The 16,535-nt window shown below is 31.1% G+C and carries 17 protein-coding genes; 3 read left to right on the forward strand and 14 right to left on the reverse strand.

Features of this window, described 5'->3' with window-relative positions; translation table 11 throughout:
* Positions 1-25: 25 nt before the first annotated feature.
* The 10 genes from atpH to ACZ451_RS05955 all read right to left on the reverse strand — a co-directional run bounded on the left by atpH (position 26) and on the right by ACZ451_RS05955 (position 8,943).
* Positions 26-565, reverse strand: coding sequence for an ATP synthase F1 subunit delta (gene atpH / locus ACZ451_RS05910; RefSeq protein WP_464216182.1), 540 nt, complete (start codon positions 563-565; stop codon positions 26-28).
* 7 nt (positions 566-572) lie between these two features.
* Positions 573-1,094, reverse strand: coding sequence for a F0F1 ATP synthase subunit B (locus tag ACZ451_RS05915; RefSeq protein ID WP_464216183.1), 522 nt, complete (start codon positions 1,092-1,094; stop codon positions 573-575).
* A 62-nt stretch (positions 1,095-1,156) separates the two neighbouring features.
* A complete protein-coding gene (gene atpE / locus ACZ451_RS05920; protein WP_464216184.1) occupies positions 1,157-1,363 on the reverse strand; it encodes an ATP synthase F0 subunit C in 207 nt (68 codons plus the stop codon).
* Between the two features lie 33 nt (positions 1,364-1,396).
* On the reverse strand, positions 1,397-2,509 hold the full coding sequence (gene atpB / locus ACZ451_RS05925; RefSeq protein ID WP_464216186.1) for a F0F1 ATP synthase subunit A: 1,113 nt from the start codon (positions 2,507-2,509) through the stop codon (positions 1,397-1,399).
* A 441-nt stretch (positions 2,510-2,950) separates the two neighbouring features.
* On the reverse strand, positions 2,951-3,184 hold the full coding sequence (locus ACZ451_RS05930) for an AtpZ/AtpI family protein (RefSeq protein ID WP_464216187.1): 234 nt from the start codon (positions 3,182-3,184) through the stop codon (positions 2,951-2,953).
* The gene (locus tag ACZ451_RS05935; protein WP_464216188.1) at positions 3,150-3,581 is read right to left on the reverse strand and encodes a bactofilin family protein; all 432 of its coding nucleotides are present in this window, start codon (positions 3,579-3,581) and stop codon (positions 3,150-3,152) included. Before ACZ451_RS05935 ends, ACZ451_RS05930 begins: the two co-directional genes overlap by 35 nt.
* A 5-nt stretch (positions 3,582-3,586) precedes the next feature.
* Positions 3,587-6,136 (reverse strand): type IX secretion system periplasmic lipoprotein PorW/SprE, encoded by a 2,550-nt coding sequence (porW, locus tag ACZ451_RS05940; protein WP_464216189.1) that lies wholly within the window; start codon positions 6,134-6,136, stop codon positions 3,587-3,589.
* A gap of 157 nt (positions 6,137-6,293) precedes the next feature.
* Positions 6,294-6,989 (reverse strand): ABC transporter ATP-binding protein, encoded by a 696-nt coding sequence (locus ACZ451_RS05945; RefSeq protein ID WP_464216190.1) that lies wholly within the window; start codon positions 6,987-6,989, stop codon positions 6,294-6,296.
* Between the two features lie 30 nt (positions 6,990-7,019).
* Positions 7,020-8,492 (reverse strand): DUF5687 family protein, encoded by a 1,473-nt coding sequence (locus tag ACZ451_RS05950; RefSeq protein ID WP_464216901.1) that lies wholly within the window; start codon positions 8,490-8,492, stop codon positions 7,020-7,022.
* Between the two features lie 43 nt (positions 8,493-8,535).
* Positions 8,536-8,943, reverse strand: a complete 408-nt coding sequence (locus ACZ451_RS05955) for a DUF2059 domain-containing protein (protein WP_464216191.1) — start codon at positions 8,941-8,943, stop codon at positions 8,536-8,538.
* Positions 8,944-9,072: 129 nt separating this feature from the next.
* Between ACZ451_RS05955 and ACZ451_RS05960 the strand changes: the two genes are divergently transcribed.
* Entirely contained in the window at positions 9,073-10,122 is a 1,050-nt protein-coding gene (locus ACZ451_RS05960) for a 2Fe-2S iron-sulfur cluster-binding protein (protein ID WP_464216192.1), read from the forward strand.
* Between the two features lie 143 nt (positions 10,123-10,265).
* Here ACZ451_RS05960 and ACZ451_RS05965 read toward each other — a convergent pair whose 3' ends face one another.
* The 4 genes from ACZ451_RS05965 to ACZ451_RS05980 all read right to left on the reverse strand — a co-directional run bounded on the left by ACZ451_RS05965 (position 10,266) and on the right by ACZ451_RS05980 (position 13,971).
* Entirely contained in the window at positions 10,266-11,354 is a 1,089-nt protein-coding gene (locus tag ACZ451_RS05965; protein WP_464216193.1) for a serine hydrolase domain-containing protein, read from the reverse strand.
* Positions 11,355-11,423: 69 nt separating this feature from the next.
* Positions 11,424-12,203 carry a LytTR family transcriptional regulator DNA-binding domain-containing protein gene (locus ACZ451_RS05970; RefSeq protein WP_464216194.1) on the reverse strand — a complete coding sequence of 260 codons (780 nt, stop codon included), beginning with the start codon at positions 12,201-12,203 and terminating at the stop codon, positions 11,424-11,426.
* 224 nt (positions 12,204-12,427) lie between these two features.
* Positions 12,428-12,943 carry an acyl-CoA thioesterase gene (locus tag ACZ451_RS05975; RefSeq protein ID WP_464216195.1) on the reverse strand — a complete coding sequence of 172 codons (516 nt, stop codon included), beginning with the start codon at positions 12,941-12,943 and terminating at the stop codon, positions 12,428-12,430.
* A gap of 59 nt (positions 12,944-13,002) precedes the next feature.
* Positions 13,003-13,971, reverse strand: a complete 969-nt coding sequence (locus ACZ451_RS05980; protein ID WP_464216196.1) for an HU domain-containing protein — start codon at positions 13,969-13,971, stop codon at positions 13,003-13,005.
* Between the two features lie 104 nt (positions 13,972-14,075).
* On the opposite strand from ACZ451_RS05980, the gene dprA reads away from it, so the two are divergent.
* Together dprA and ACZ451_RS05990 are read left to right on the forward strand one after the other, a co-directional pair.
* Positions 14,076-15,182, forward strand: a complete 1,107-nt coding sequence (dprA, locus tag ACZ451_RS05985; RefSeq protein ID WP_464216197.1) for a DNA-processing protein DprA — start codon at positions 14,076-14,078, stop codon at positions 15,180-15,182.
* Between the two features lie 30 nt (positions 15,183-15,212).
* Positions 15,213-15,989 carry an FKBP-type peptidyl-prolyl cis-trans isomerase gene (locus tag ACZ451_RS05990; protein WP_464216198.1) on the forward strand — a complete coding sequence of 259 codons (777 nt, stop codon included), beginning with the start codon at positions 15,213-15,215 and terminating at the stop codon, positions 15,987-15,989.
* Positions 15,990-16,535 lie beyond the last annotated feature (546 nt).

Below are 16,535 nucleotides of genomic sequence, written 5' to 3' on the forward strand. Positions count from 1 at the left end.
ATTAAGCTCGCATTTAAAATTGTTATTATAAACTATTCGTAAATTCTCTTTTTAAATTTCCTAATTTGTTAGCGAAACTAGCATCATACTGTAAATCTCCAACTCTTAGGATAAAACCTCCTAAAATACTTTCGTCAATTGTATTTTTTATGGTTACTTCTTTTCCTGTAAGCTCCACTACTTTTTTTAGAATTTTCTTTTCTAAAGCTTCAGTTAAAGCAACAGCAGTAGTAACCATAGCAATTCCTTGACCTTTTAATTCTTCATTTAAGATGATGTATTTCTGTGCAACATCTTGTAATAAAGCAATTCTTTTATTTGCAACCAACACATCTATTAAACCAATAACTATAGCATTAGCACCTTTAAACACTTCGTTAAGAATGGCTTTTTTCTCTGCTCCTTTAATCACAGGGCTTTTTAAAGCATCTGTAAGCTCGTTACTAGTAGCAATGGTTTCTAAGATGGTACGCATATCTTTTTCAACGGCATCCAAAGCTTTATTTTCTTGAGCTTGGACTAAAGTTGCTTTTGCATAGCGTATGGCTGCTCTAGATTCGTTCATGTTCTAGTTAGTTTAGCTTAATATCTCCTAACATATTTTCAACCAATTGTAATTGCTTGTCTTTGTTAGAAAGTTGTTCTTGTATTACTTTTTCGGCGATATCTACAGATAAAGTAGCTACTTGATTTTTAATATCAGCTACAGCAGCTTTCTTTTCGCTTTCTATAGCTTCCTGAGCTTGCTTTAGCATCTTATCACCTTCAGCTTGTGCTTGCTCTTTTGCATCTGCTAGCATTTTATCTTTTAGCTCACGTGCTTCTTTTATCATTGCTTCTCTTTCGGCACGTGCTTCTTTTAACAAACGCTCGCTATCAGCAGTAACGTTTTGCATTTCTTTTTTTGCATCTTCAGCTGCTGCTAGAGCAGATTTTATAGATGTTTCTCTTTCACTTACAGCTCCCAAAATAGGTCCCCAAGCATATTTTTTTAATATGATAAGTAAAATAATAAAAGTGATAAGCATCCAAAAAACTAAACCAATACCTGGGTTTATTAATTCTGAACCACTTGATGCTAATATATATGACATGATCTGATTACTTTTTCAATTGAAAAAAACCCTTTAGCCAACCGCTAAAGGGTTTTTAATTTTTACTTTACGAATGCACCAAAGATGATAGCGATAAGACCAGCACCTTCAATAAGACCAGCTGCAATAAGCATAGCCCCTTGGATTTTACCTGCAGCCTCTGGCTGACGAGCAATACCTTCCATTGCTTTCCCACCGATTTGACCAATACCAAGTCCAACACCTAATACTGCTAAACCAATTCCTACGTAAATTAAACCTGCTTCCATTTGTTTTTTTTTAATGGTTACTAATAAATAAAATTAATGATGTTCTTGCACCGACATTCCAATGAATAACGCTGTAAGAACGGTAAATATATAAGCTTGCAATGCTGCAACTAATAATTCTAATACTGATATAAATAAAGCTAATAATACAGATGCAGGACCTATATAAACAGATTTAAATATAAAAACTAGTGATATTAAACTAAGAACCATGATATGCCCAGCTGTAATGTTTGCAAATAATCGCATCATTAAGGCAAAAGGCTTTGTGAAAATTCCTAGAATTTCTACTGGAATCATAATAAACTTTAGAAGAAAAGGCACTCCAGGAGGATTAAAAATATGACCCCAATATTGTTTATTCCCATTTATATTTACAACAACTAAAGTTATTAATGCAAGAACCATTGTTACTGCAATATTACCAGTAACATTTGTACCTCCAGGAAATATAGGAATAAGGCCTAAAAGATTATTGAACCATATAAAGAAAAATATAGTAAGTAATAAGGGTAAAAACTTTGGAGTATATTTTTTTCCAATATTTGGCAACGCAACTTCATCTCTTATAAACAGAACTACTGGCTCCATGAATCCAGCAATGCCTTTAGGAACACCATCATGTTTTTTATAAGCTTTAGAAACAGCTCTGAAAACAAAGAATAATAAAAGGCAAGAAATAAATATGCCAGCTACATTTTTTGAGATAGACAAGTCAACAAATTTATTTTCTAGACCTGTAAATAAATCAGTAAGTTGAGCCCTATCTTTACCAAGAGTTGAAATGACTTTTCCGTGTTCTAAAGTAAAACCAGAATGTTCATGACCATGAGCAATTGCATTTGACATAAAAAAGTGCCAAGAACCATCCCAAACTATTACAGGTAAAGGAATCGAAATGTGTTTTTCATGACCATCAGAACCATTGTAGGATGCTATATGCCATTCATTAGCATCAGATATGTGTTCCATAATCATCTCAATAGCATTAAACTCCTTTTCTTCTTCGTGACTTGTATCTTTAGCCGTAGAGTCGCTAGTTGATTGCGGGTGCTCAGTTTGATCTTGTGCAATAATAGTGTTACTACTAAATACACTTAATACTAAAACAGTTAAAATAAGTAGTTTAGAGCTTATTTTATACATGGTAAAATGCCATTTTAAATTTTGCGCAAAATTAGATTAATTTATCTATTTAGAAAAAAATAAATAAGTTTTATTTTAAGTTTTCTTTATTAAGGTATTTTACCCCTAAATACATTGATGTGAAGAGGTATAAAAGATATATCAAACTAAAATTTAAGATAAAAGAAATACTTAAGGAATTAATAGACTGGAAAATTTTAAGAAATAAAACAATAGCAGCTAGTTTTACAGTAAACATTGACATGAATGAATACCCAGCATACTGAATTTTACGTTTAGCAACTATTAAGAATAATGTATAAACAACTATAAGTAGAAATAGAAAAAACAGATGGATAATTACAACCCATGATATTGGAAAGAGCTTTGTAAAAAAGACAACGAGTAAGTTAATAGCAAGAATCCCTCCTAGAAATATTGAAATATTTTTTCTTTTCATTATTATTTTTGACTATTAATAGCCTTTCTAATAAGGTTAAAAATAGCAATAGCTACTCCAATAAAAGAGAATATCGCAGTGAATACGGTTTTTTCTTTTTCAAAATAGCTATCTAAGAATTTTCCAATAAAAACGCACACCAAAATAGTTGCTGCCATCTCAAAAGCAATACCCGATAATTTAGCTGCGTTTTGTAAGCCTTTAGTGCCTTTTTTCTGGGGCTTTTGCGTTTCCACTAGATACATTAGGGTTTATATTGGGTTTAGCAGCTTTATTGCCACCACCCATAGTACAAGCTGCGTTGAATGTTGCGCCAGGCTCTACTGCTAATTTAGCAACAGAAACAGTACCTTCTATAATAGCCGAAGATTTTAAGGATAATAAATCCGAAACGAGAAGCTCACCATTAAAATTACCTTCTATATCGGCATTTACACATTCTACCTTGCCATGGATGTAACCACCTTTTCCAATAACAACTTTACCAGAAGTTTTTACATTACCATCTAATTTTCCGTCTATTCTAAAATCAGCTTCGGAAACGATATCGCCTTTAATTTTAGTGTTTTTTTCAATTCTGTTTGGTTGGCCGCCCATCTCTGTGGTAGCGCCTCTTTTGTTATCTGAAAACATGTGTTCTAGGGTTTTGGGGTTGTTACTGTTTTTTTATATTCTTTAAGGTTTTTATGTATTTGGATAATTTTATAGTTGGACGATAAAATTACAAAATTCTCTTTCTTAATACGGTAATCGACATTGTTTTTTATTAATTCTGCAAAACCAAGCGCAAATTCTTTAGTTTTAAAGTCATGCACAATCACAAATTGGTTTTCTAAATTGTAGATGTCTTTTGATATTTTATTTGAATATTTAAGGTCTTTAATAACGTTTTCTAACGCTTCTTTTAATGCCAAAGCTTTTTCGTTATCAATTATCTTAAAAGGAAAAATTAACTTCCAATTTTCTGCTCTCTTAGTACTATCAGGTTGTAAAAACTCTTTTTTTGCTAATTTAGGTAACAAACCTGTTACCATATCTTTAGCCTTTTTACCCTCAGGGTTATTGGGGTAATTTAGCGCCACATAATTTAATGCTTCCTCAAAAGCAGTATAACCTTGTATTCTTCCAGTAGCATTTGCTTTTATCATTTCGAACTTTGGAACAATAGGATCACCAGTGTATTTATTAATGTTTTCTTCGGCTAAAGTAATGACTTTTAAATATTCTTGTGCTGCAAACAACTTATACAATTGGGCATATTTAGCTTCGGGACTTTCTGTATTCCCAGCAAGGATTGCCTGTGGATTTAATAAAATTTCTGCATATCTAGAATCTGGATGATTCGTAATAATATTTGCTTTCATTTGCTCCATTAATGGACTTCCAACTTCTTCATAAATTTTAAACAGATTGTATTTAGAAGGAAGAATTAAACGTTTTTCTGGGTTAGATTTTAATACGTTTTCTAATTTCCCAGCCGCCAAAAGGTTTTCTTTAAATTTCTCTTTGTAAATTAAACCTAACTGATAATTTGCAAAATTCCGTTCTTTACTTAAACTATCTATTACTTTAGTGTCTGTTGGTATTTGCTTTATATAATAAGCAACATCGTACTTTTCTTCGTCTGTAGAAGTATCATTATTTGTTTCTTGGTCTACTATTGTATCAGCATCAGAGCTAATATTAATACTTTTATTAGACCAACGCCAGTTATCTTCTAAAGTACGCTCTCCCCATCTATTTCTAAAATCGTTTCTACCATAACCCAAACTAGTAACATTATAAAAATAGAATTTGCCTTTGTTTTGTTTTCCCGCTTTAGTATCTCCAAAAGCTGCAATACCCCGCGTTTGTCGTTGCTCTTCTTTTTTAGCTTCTGCTTCTGCCTTTGCTTTAATTTTGGAAATATAATCTTCAAAATAAGCGAGTTGTTTTTCTTTTGGTAAATTGTATAATGTAATAACACTATCGGTGTATTGTACTATTTCTTCGTAAAGTATTACATCTTCTAAATTATCTAATTTCTTTTTTATAGCTCTAAATTTTTTAGAATTTTCTGGAAGATTTAATAAAGTACTATCGTAATAGGCTCCAGCAGTTTTATAAGCATTTTCATCAAAATTATATTCTCCTAAATTTTCATAATTTAAAGCATTTAACACAGGTTTGTATTGTGTAGCTCGTATGGATTTATTAAAATAGGCTAATGCTAAACTATCAGATTCTTTCTCTAAATGATATTTAGCTATTTGTCTGTATATAATGTCTAAATAAGGTCTGTTTTCCCTATTTTCTTCAAGATCAGTTAAATATTCTAAAATTTCTAACTCGTTGGCAGCAGTAACTTCGGTATTTTTTATGATTTGTATATGTGCATTAATCATATACTCTCGTGGAGATTTTCTATTGAGTTCTATTATCTTTTTAAAAGCAAAATTTGCACTGTCTTTATACGTTAAAGCATTATAAAGCTGACCTATAATATACAAATACCTTCCTTTTTCTGGTTTTTTCTTTGTATAAGCTTGTGCCGTTTTTAGGTTTTGAATAGCCGTATCTTTTACACCAATATTAAGATAGGCTTGTGCCATCATAGCCCTAGCATCTGCATACTCCTGATCATTTAGATCATCATATTTAAAAAGATTTTTTAGATTTTTTATAGCTAATTCATCGTTCTCTAAACGAATATTTGTTTTTTCTCTCCAAATTCGGGCTTCATTTAATTTATCACTATCTGGGTATTTCCTTAAAATATAATTAAAAGCCTCTAAGGCAGGTAAGTAGCGTTGTTCAAAATATCGTGTCTTTCCTAAAAGTAAAAAAGCTTCATCGGTTTGGGGGTTGCGCTCTCTATTCCTTATCTCCATACTGTGCTTTTGTATGGCTTTTGCAGCTTTTTCTTCTGCTCTTCCAAATTTTGTAGTTGATGTATCTACATTTATGATAATATCTTCGGAAATGGTTAAACGCTCTACTGGTAATATCTCCCAGTAATTATCTTGGTACGAAGCATTAAGTTCTTCTCGAGCTTCTTCAAAAGCAACATTGCCATTATACAACACATTAAATTTTGTATTAACACTGTGCCAACTCCGATTTAAAAAGGCGTCTTTTTTTGTAGAACATGCGCTAAAAACAATACTACCAAATGCAATACTTGCAATAAATTTAAATCGAAGCTTCAAAATTCCCCTCACTTTAGTGTATAATGTAAACTTAAAAATAGGGGTATTATTATGTATTTCATCGATAATTTGTAATTTTTTTTAGGATTGCATTTTTTTTACAAGGATGAAGTTATACAGAAGTCAATAGATTTAGCTCTAATTTTTGATTTAATTATTAGCTCGCAAAGAAAATTTCTAATTCATTTAAGGTTGCTGTAGACGTTTTAATATCTTTTACCACCTTACCTTTATCAAGTACTACTATACGTTCGCAAACCTCTGTTACATGCTGTAAATCATGACTAGAAACCAGTACTGTAGTATTTTGATTAGTAGTAAGATTTTTGATAATTTCTTTTAATCTAATTTGTGTGGTTGGGTCTAAGTTTGCGAAAGGTTCATCTAAAATAATTACTTCAGGATTGCCAATAAAAGAAGCTATAATTCCTGCTTTTTTCTGATTTCCTTTAGAGAGATCCCTAAGGTATTTTTTTTGATTTAATATTTCGCCATGAAAAAAATCTTCAAAATTTGATAGTAAAGCATCAACATCTGATTTATTCTGACCTCTTAGTTCACCAATAAAATAGAAGTATTCTTCTGGTGTTAAATAGCCTATTAAGAAGGTTTCATCTATAAAAGCAGCTGTAAAAGGTTTCCAACCTTCGTTAGTATTTACCTGCACATTATTATTTATAATATGCCCAGTGGTAGGCTGAATCAGATCTAGTAAAAGGCTAAAAAAAGTGGTCTTACCTGCGCCATTGTTCCCAACAAGACCAAAACTCTGTCCTTTAGGAATTTCTAAGTTTTCTATAGATAAAACGGTATTTGCACCATATTTTTTACTAAGATTTTGTGTGGTGATCATAAGTTAATTCTTTTTTGTGGCTATTATAATTTAATTGGTTTGTTTGTAAGCGAGCAGGGTTTTATATTTTTCTTTTTTATAAATCTTCTCAATTTTTTTGAATACCAATCCTTTAAAAGCAAAACCAAGTATACCCGCTAAGGCTACAAGAATATAACCAGTAGTTGGGTTAATTAAATAATACCCTAGTCCATAAATTAGTGATGGTAAAAGCATTTTAGGTAAGGAAAGTATCATTGTTTTTAGATTGAAAGATTGCTTATCGCCAAATGCCTTTTTAGCAGATGTTAAATCAATAGGTGTTCTGGTATATGCTCCGCCTAATAAAACCAAATAAGAATTAACTCCAATATTGTATATAGCAGTTACAAGTATCGAGAGATAAGCATCTAGCCCAAAATAGAGATAAAATGAAGCTATTATAGTACTTATTAGAGTAGCAATGGCTATTAAGTACCATTTAGAGTTTAAGTATTCCTTGTATTTAATATTCTGACTCATCATAAGTGGATAATATGCACTATCCCAACTGGGTACAAATTGCCCAAAACTAAATAAAAAACCTCCAGAGATAAAAATACCTGCTAAAATATGCCCAATTGGATGATCATAAGCCTCAACAATACCACTGAAGAATAATAGTCCATAGATAATAAAAAAGAAACCCATAATTACAGCCATTTTAGAACGTTTATTTCTTTTGATTAGTTTTATATCGTTCTTTAAGAATGTGCCTAAGTTTCCAAAACGGTTTAGCCAATTTAAATTTTCAGTTTTAGCAATACTTTGTTTGGTTGTTAATCCTAAGTCTAAATATAAATTCTTTTTAAAATATTGATATGAAGCATAATATAGTCTTACAGTAACAATCCAAAGAATTAATGCCATCCAAGGTGCAGTGTATAATACATCAAAGAAGTAAGTTGTATAATGGGTAATATCAAACAGTTTATAATATTGAGAAAGCCCTAAAATGCATATTATGCCAACTACTGGGTAAAAAACCTTATCCTTATTGTTGACTAAAATATTGATAAAATTATTGCAATATATGATCGCGATAATTGCTATATGCCAGGAAATAACTCCTAAGGGGTTGTACTCTTTGATTAATAATATGATAGAAAAAGGAATAAAAAAGAAAGCATGCAACCAGTTATAATAGGATAGTATAGTTTTACCTAATGAGTAATTAACAATCTTACTTTTTCTAATGGGTAGGTAAAGTAGGGGTTTAATATTTGTAACAGGCATTTTTTGAAGCATATACCTAAAAACTAAATCAATAGAGATATAGTAAATCATGTATTTATTTACCACATCAAAAGGATTGCCCATACTTTTATTTTCAATTAAAGAATAAACACCAATACCCATAAAAATAAGAACTACCGCCATATAAAAAGCAGCAAAGCCCATTAGAATTTTAATAGCAATACTGCTTTTTAAAGAAGCTGCTCTAAAAAAAGATTTCCATTGTAGGTTAATAAAGTGTTTAAATATCATAATGTTGGCTGGTTTTATGCTGAAGATACTTAAAGCAATATTATTGACTGCTATACTTTTGTGCTATTTGGCCAACTTTCATTCCCCAATTTTGCCCTAATGCCATGCCTTTTTGTGCCATTAAGGTCTGCTTAGAGGCTAATTTTTTTCCAAGATCAGTTTTGTAGAAGGCAATAAGTTCTTTTATTTCAACTTCAGTAAATTCTTGCATATACAAATCAGCAAGGCCATTATAGATTTCACCTAAAGTACCTACAACTTCTTTTTTGTAAGCTTCTTTATTTTCTGTTGGTACTGCACCACCAATTAAGTCTATTGCATTATTAAATGCATCTGCAGCTCCAGCTAATTTTACCAGTTCAATAGCTTGTTCTTTAGCAGCACTATTTTCTTGTGCATTTAATGTAATAGAGGCTAATAATACGATTGCAATTAAGATTTTTTTCATGTTGAAATTGTTAAGGTTTTTTTAAATGAGTATCTTATATACTATAATTGTTACAAGGAAAAGTTATTTTTTTAATAATCCAATTTTATATGGTAAATCCTTTACGTAATTTTGCAGAAAAATTAATACATGAGCGATTTTCATTCTTTAAGTGTGTCTACAGTTAAGCAATTAACACCCAATTCTGTAGCGATATCTTTTGTTATTCCAGACCACTTAAAAAATACATTTTCCTTTAGTGCAGGGCAATACATAACCATAAATAAAGAAATTAATGGTGTAGTATTGCGTAGAGCCTATTCGATATCTTCAGTACCCACAGCCCATAAAATAACCGTTGGCGTTAAAAAAGTAACTGATGGAACATTTTCTGTTTATGCTAATGATAGCATAAAAGAAGGTGATATTTTAGAAGTTATGCCTCCTGAAGGCAGATTTGTTTTTGAACCTTCTAATTCTGAAAAGCATATAGCAGCTTTTGCTGCTGGTAGTGGAATTACACCTATGATGAGTATTGCGCAAACAGTATTAGAGAGTCATTTAAATAGCACTTTTGTTTTAGTATATGGCAACCAAAGTCCAGAAGAAACGATGTTTTTAGATGAAATAGAAGCTTTACAAAAAAAATATACTAATCGGTTTTTTGTTCAATATGTATACAGTAGAACACAAGAAGAAGGTGCTTTATTTGGTAGAATAGAAAAAGCTACGGTAAACTATATCATTAAGAATAAATTTAAGGAGACTCTTTTTGATGCTTTTTATTTATGTGGCCCCGAGGAAATGATCAATCTGGTTTCTAATACCTTATCAGAAGCAGAAATAGCAAAAGACAAAATTCATTTCGAGTTATTTACGGCTACAGATACTGTAGATACTATGGCAGAGGAACTAGATGGGAAAACCAAAGTTAACGTTGTAGTAGATGACGAAACTTTTTCGCTAACCATGGATAAAAAGATGCTGATTTTAGATGCGGTTTTAAAAGAAAATATAGATGCTCCATATTCTTGCCAAGGCGGAGTTTGTAGTAGTTGTATTGCTAGAGTAACAGAAGGAAAAGCAGAAATGGTTAAAAACCAGATTTTAACTGATGGAGAAATCGAAGAAGGTTTAATTCTTACTTGCCAGGCACACCCAACAACTCCTACTATTAAGGTAGATTTTGATGATGTGTAATAAGTAGAAAAGTAATTTATAAAAGGTAAAAAAGCTGTTTTCCTGAGAAAACAGCTTTTTTATTCATCTATATATACTTTACAAAGAAGTACAGTATACGAGCCTTGTGCACTAAAAAATGAAGAGTTCGTATATTACTAGGTTTAGTTGTTTTTTGAATGATTAAATGATAAGCTCAATAATTTATTGGCTATTGGATCTACACTAGATTGTGCTCTTGAGGTATTGGCAAGTATTATACTAACTGCTTTTTTACTAGGAACTATAAAAAGAAAAGAAGTATTTCCTGTTTGTGCACCCGGATGCCCAATTATACGACCTTCATCAGGTTTAGGTGCGTATAAAAACCATCCAAAGCCATAAGCGTTATTTTCTTTTTCTAAGCTATGGTGTTGCCTCATGATATTTAACGTGCTTTCTTTTACAAAGGTGTTGTTTAGAACTGCATTACCAAACTTTAACATGTCTCCTAAAGTGGTATAGAAACCTCCAGCAGGAATTCTGTTACTCAAGTTATTTTCTTTAGCAAGCTTTGCTTTACCTTTTCCATTATTGCGCGAATATAGCATTGATTTATGCGCTAGTGTAACACCATATTTTTCAACCCCAGTATGGGCCATTTCTGCTTTGTCCCATATATTTTCTTGCATATACGCCTCAAAACTACCTTTTGTGACTTTTTCAATAATAACTCCTAAAACGGTATACCCATATGAAGTATAGCTATATTGGGTACCAGGTTCAAATAATAATGCCCTGTCTTTAAATAAATGCAAAGCATCATAAAGTGTAGCATAGTTAACAGTAGTATTAGATTCGCGACCATCTTTATAACCCGCAATACCAGAAGTATGCGATAATAAATGTCTTACTGTAATTTGTGTTTTTTGGTGTTTAGGGTAGTCAGGAATATAAGTTTGTATGGGAGTATCTAAATCAATTATATTTTTTTCTACCAATTGCATTACAGCTAGTGCAGTCATAGATTTTGCAATAGAACCCATTCTTAACTTGGTGTTTAATTTAAATGGCTCTTTTGTTTTTAGATTTGAATAGCCTGCGGCAGATTGCCCTATTATTTTTCCTTCAACAGAATAACCAGCAACAACACCTACCACTGTTTTATCTAAAATTGTTTTCTCTAATAATACCTTTATTTCTGTATTCTTATCTTGAGCGTTAGCTATAAAGGAGCTTAAAGAAACAACTATTAAAATAACATATTTTTTCATTATGTATTTGTTTATGAAGTTAATACTGATGTCAAAAATAGAAATGATACACTCAATAAACAGCTTATTTTAAGGTGCTTGTGGCGAACTATTCGTTTTTAGGGACGAATGATTCATAGCTAAGATGTCTTTTTTGTAATTTTTAGAAACAGGCACTTCTATTTGAGTTAATAGGATGGTATTTGCATTCTTCCAGGCTATAAAATGACTTGGGTTAATAAGATGAGAACGATGTACTTGTACGAGCTGAGGTAATTGAGATTTTATATTTTTTAGGGTAGTTCTCAACATTTTTTTTGTTAGCACCTGATCTATTAAATACATAACTGTTACATAATTATCTGCACTTGAAATACAGACTAATGCTTTATTTTCTAGTTGTAAAATATCTAATTTATTAGCTCCTGTTAGGGTTATTTTATTTGAATTTTTAGGAGACACTTTTTTATTTATATACCATCTTGAAGCAATAATTATGGGTAATAATATAAAGAAAGTAGGATAATATATTTCAAGTGTAAAAGCAACAAAAGAATAATCGCCATTAACGATATCAGATTTGTAATAGAAATAACTCCCAATTAAGACAAGGATATTGTATAGAATAATGATGAGTATTTCAAAAGGAATAGTAGGTTTAGGGTTCTTTTTATACTTCAAGTTTTGAAGTGGAATTAATACCATATAGCCAACAAAAGCTATAAAACCATATAAAGGCATTATTTGTAATCTTACTTTAAAGGGGAGTTCAGCAATATCAAAAGGCGCAATAAGAATTAAGAAAAAAGTGAGCCACATAGCAATTGCAAAAGCAGCTAAAAAATGATATTTATATATTAATGAAGGCATTAGGTTTTTTAAATCTTAAGTGGATTGTTATCGCTCACAAAAATGACAATGTATATATTGTTATAAATGTAATGATAATTAGGGTTTAAGTGAGTCAAACCAACAAATATTAGAAATGCTATATCTCATAATTGTTTTGCGGATGTGACTCATCAATCAAAAAACATCAGGTATTGTAATAAGACTGCTAAAAGTTAAATCATAATAATAGTAAATCACTACTATTATTCTCCCATAAATAAAGCTCTTAATTCAGTAGCTTCTTTAGGCGCCATTTTCCCTGCCAATACTAAACTTAATTGTTTTCTGCGTAAGGCTCCAGCAAAACGTTCTTTTTCCAGATCACTTTCAGGAATAATTTCAGGTACTTGAGTGGGTTTGCCGGTATCATCTACTGCAACAAAAGTATAAATAGCATCGTTTGCTTTACTGCGTTTTCCAGTGAACCTATCTTCCATCCAAATATCTATAAAAACTTCCATAGAAGTTCTAAAAGCTCTAGAAACTGATGCTTCTACAGTAACCACACTTCCTAATGGTACAGATTGGTTAAAGGCTACATGATTCACAGAAGCTGTTACTGTTATTCTTCTACTATGCCTTCTAGCGGCAATACTAGCAGCTCTATCCATACGGGCTAATAACTCTCCTCCGAAAAGATTTCCTAAAGGGTTGGTCTCACTTGGGAGAACCAAATCTGTCATTATAGTTCTTGATTGGCTTGGCGTTTTGGCTTTCATAACCTAAATTTTGATGCAAAGATACATGCTAATTTAAGGATTAGAAAGGCTAAAAGAGTTTATTCTGAAAGCATCCAAGCGTCAGCAGATACATTTTGTTTAATCTCTTTTAAATAAGCAGTAGCGTCATCTGGATTTATAAAGCTATCAAAAGTAACAACATGCAATCCAAATTTATTTACACCATAGTAAGCTGCATTAAAACCTTTAGTTTTAAGACTATTGATTTTTTTATCTGCATTCTTTTTTACTCTAAATGCACCTGCAATAATATGGTGTTTTCTTTTTTTAGAAGCACCTTCTTTATGAATCTTAGATTCTACTTTAAGATCTAAGTTTAAAGAGGGCAACTCTAGTGGTATATCGCCAAAAAAAGTAGCTTCTTGTATATTTTTAGAAACTTGTTCTTTTGCATTTTGTTCTGCAATAGCCACACCTACCGTATTTTCATTGTATAAACGAAAACCGGTAAGACCTATAGAAGTCCCTAATAAAATAATAGCAGCATATTTTAAAAAGGGTCTAAAAGAAGTTTTTTCTCTTTTTTCAGGAGTAATAATAAAAGGTATTTTTTCTTCTAAAACTTCAACTTCTTCTTTTAAAATTTCTCTAGTAATTACAGAAGAAGCATAAGATGATAAACCAAAAGAACTTGTTAAATAATTTATATGAGTATAAGGATTGTATTGTATTTTACCTTCGGCATTTAACCAAAGTTGCCCAATATTAGAAAGCATAATACGTTCCCCAGCTTTTAATTGTGTATGCCATTGTTTTACAAGTGCAGCAACTTGTTTTTGCATTTCTTCATAAGATGTCTTCTCAATAGAAGCCATATGAGAAACTAATAAACCATCATTAGAGTTTAATTGCTCATTAAAAGAAAGTTCTTTTGAAGGCGGATAAAACGTGCTTGTGGTTTTATGCAAATACGCAGACTTTACTTGTGTTAAAAAAGCACCAAATTCTGGTACAATTACACAATCATATCTATAAAGGAGTTCTTCAATGTAGTGTTCTAATCTCATCACAACAAATATTGTAAAAAAACATAAAGTCTAAAACTATAACGTTTACTTTTTATTAACATTATATTTGAAGTAATTAGAAAAATAAAAAAGAGAATTTTTAAATGTCTGATGACGAGTTAATTGCTGTTTTACGATTGCAAAAAATACCTAATATTGGTTATGTTATTGCAAAAAAACTTATTTCGCATTGTGGCAGTCCAACTGCAGTTTTTCAGGATAAAATGCAACAACTCTTAAAAATAGATGGTGTAGGAATGTATACACTTCAATGCCTACATGATCCTCAATATTTAAAAGATGCAGAAAAGGAGTTTCGCTTTATAAAACAGAAAGATATTAACATTTCTTATTTTATGGATGCGAATTATCCTAGTTATTTTAAGCATTGTATCGATAGTCCTTTACTTTTATTTAACCGCGGAAACATTAATTTAGAAAACAGAAAAATTATTAGTGTAGTAGGTACACGCAAAATAACAAGCTATGGTACTGCTTTTTGCGAAAAACTAATAGAAGACTTAGCGCCATTAGATCCTATTATTGTAAGTGGTTTAGCCTATGGCGTAGATATTTGTGTACAGAGGGCAGCTGTAAAACAGGGTTTACAAACAATAGGGTGTTTAGCACATGGTCTTAACCAAATATACCCTAAGGCACATGCCAAGTATATGTTAGAAATAGAAGAAAACGGAGGTTTTTTTACAGAGTTTTGGAGTACAAGCAAACCGGAACGAGAAAATTTTTTAAAAAGAAATAGAGTAATTGCAGGAATAAGTGAAGCTACTATTGTTATTGAATCTGCAGAAAAAGGAGGTAGCCTAGTCACTGCTGATATTGCGCATAGCTACAACCGTGATGTTTTTGCAGTTCCTGGACGGGCACAAGACAAATACAGTATAGGCTGTAACAATCTTATTAAACAACAAAAAGCACATATGTTAACTTCTGCGGCAGACCTTGTTTATATGCTTGGCTGGGAATTAGAAGCGGAAAGAGGAAAGGGTATCCAACAACAAATGTTTATTGAACTAGATACTACTGAAAAAGAAATTTATAATTATTTACTAAAAGAAGGAAAACAATTACTAGATACTATTGCTTTAAGTTGTAATCTGCCTATTTTTACGGTGTCATCTACTTTACTAAATATGGAGATGAAAGGGGTTATTAGACCTTTGCCTGGTAAATTATTTGAAGCCTTATCATAAATAACATTAAAATAAATTAATAAAAACAAGATGAAAAAAATATGTATTAGCATTGCCATAATCAGCTTTGCTTTTTCTACCCAAGCACAAAGTAAAAAAGAATTAATAAAGCAAGTTGCCCAACTCAATACAGAAATAAGCACCTTAAAATCTGAAATCACTTCCCTAAAAGAAGAAAAACCTATAAACTTTGAAGACGATCTTGAAAAGTTAAGTTATTCAATTGGAGTGTCTGTAGGGAATAATATTAAGAGTTCTAAACTAGATTCTATTTCGTTTGAAACATTAATAAGAGCTGCTAAAGATGTTGTTAATGGAGAAGAAAAGATGTCTATTAACGATTGTGAGCAATTTTTAAAGAGTTTCTTTAGAAAAAAACAAAAAGCAGAGGAAGAAAAACAAAAAGCACTTGCTGCTGAACGGATAAAAAAAGATGAATTATTTTTTGCTGAAAATGCAAGAAAACCAGAAATAACTACAACAGAAAGTGGGTTACAGTACCAAGTATTAACTAAAGCAAATGGTGCTATTCCTAAAGCTACAGATCAAGTTTTGGTGCACTATAAAGGCACTTTATTAGATGGGACTGTTTTTGATAGTTCTTACGATAGGGGAGAACCTTTGGTTTTAAGCACAAATGGTGTAATTAAAGGTTGGCAAGAAGCCTTGCAAAAAATGCCTGTAGGTTCTAAATGGAAATTGTTTATACCACATAATTTAGCATATGGAGAAAGAGGTGCTGGAAGAGATATTCCACCGTATGCAGCTTTAATTTTTGAAATAGAATTATTAAATATAGAGAAATAGGTTTTTTGCTAAAAAAAATCGAATTTTCATATAATTTAATATGTCAAATAACTACAGTTAACAAACCGGTTAGTTTAAAAAATAAAACTTTTAAACTAAAAATTAATGAATATCAGCGTTTTAACTCTAAAAGTCAATAGATAAACTGCTTTTTAGTGTTTTTACATCGATATAAACTGAGATTAAACCAACTTAATGGTTTGTTTGTGGTTAATTTAATTGTCTATCTTGGATTAGAATAGTTGATTTAATAGATTGCTCTTTTAAATGTATAAATCTTTTTTTTTGAATTTTTCAAAATCTTCTTCTGAATCAAATTCAACTAAATGAATTTCACAAGGAACTTTAATATTACTCTTTATTATAGATTTTTTTCAGGTCGAATAAGTAGTGTTAATTGACCAATATATTTTAAGATTGTAGGTATTGCTATTTCCTCAAATTAATGGAATGAATCCTCTTACCCCTCAATTACATATATTAATTGTGTTAAGTTTATCATTACATTTTGATATAAAATTCAACTTTTCAAAGTATTTAAAAATC

The organism is Allocellulophaga tsushimaensis (assembly GCF_055383085.1).

Excerpts from the sequence above, each read along its gene's own strand:
- atpH (WP_464216182.1), bottom strand. The coding sequence starts at position 565 with ATGAACGAATCTAGAGCAGCCATACGCTATGCAAAAGCAACTTTAGTC.
- ACZ451_RS05915 (WP_464216183.1), bottom strand. The coding sequence starts at position 1,094 with ATGTCATATATATTAGCATCAAGTGGTTCAGAATTAATAAACCCAGGT.
- atpE (WP_464216184.1), bottom strand. The coding sequence starts at position 1,363 with ATGGAAGCAGGTTTAATTTACGTAGGAATTGGTTTAGCAGTATTAGGT.
- atpB (WP_464216186.1), bottom strand. The coding sequence starts at position 2,509 with ATGTATAAAATAAGCTCTAAACTACTTATTTTAACTGTTTTAGTATTA.
- ACZ451_RS05935 (WP_464216188.1), bottom strand. The coding sequence starts at position 3,581 with ATGTTTTCAGATAACAAAAGAGGCGCTACCACAGAGATGGGCGGCCAA.
- ACZ451_RS05945 (WP_464216190.1), bottom strand. The coding sequence starts at position 6,989 with ATGATCACCACACAAAATCTTAGTAAAAAATATGGTGCAAATACCGTT.
- ACZ451_RS05955 (WP_464216191.1), bottom strand. The coding sequence starts at position 8,943 with ATGAAAAAAATCTTAATTGCAATCGTATTATTAGCCTCTATTACATTA.
- ACZ451_RS05960 (WP_464216192.1), top strand. The coding sequence starts at position 9,073 with ATGAGCGATTTTCATTCTTTAAGTGTGTCTACAGTTAAGCAATTAACA.
- ACZ451_RS05965 (WP_464216193.1), bottom strand. The coding sequence starts at position 11,354 with ATGAAAAAATATGTTATTTTAATAGTTGTTTCTTTAAGCTCCTTTATA.
- ACZ451_RS05970 (WP_464216194.1), bottom strand. The coding sequence starts at position 12,203 with ATGCCTTCATTAATATATAAATATCATTTTTTAGCTGCTTTTGCAATT.
- ACZ451_RS05975 (WP_464216195.1), bottom strand. The coding sequence starts at position 12,943 with ATGAAAGCCAAAACGCCAAGCCAATCAAGAACTATAATGACAGATTTG.
- ACZ451_RS05980 (WP_464216196.1), bottom strand. The coding sequence starts at position 13,971 with ATGAGATTAGAACACTACATTGAAGAACTCCTTTATAGATATGATTGT.
- dprA (WP_464216197.1), top strand. The coding sequence starts at position 14,076 with ATGTCTGATGACGAGTTAATTGCTGTTTTACGATTGCAAAAAATACCT.
- ACZ451_RS05990 (WP_464216198.1), top strand. The coding sequence starts at position 15,213 with ATGAAAAAAATATGTATTAGCATTGCCATAATCAGCTTTGCTTTTTCT.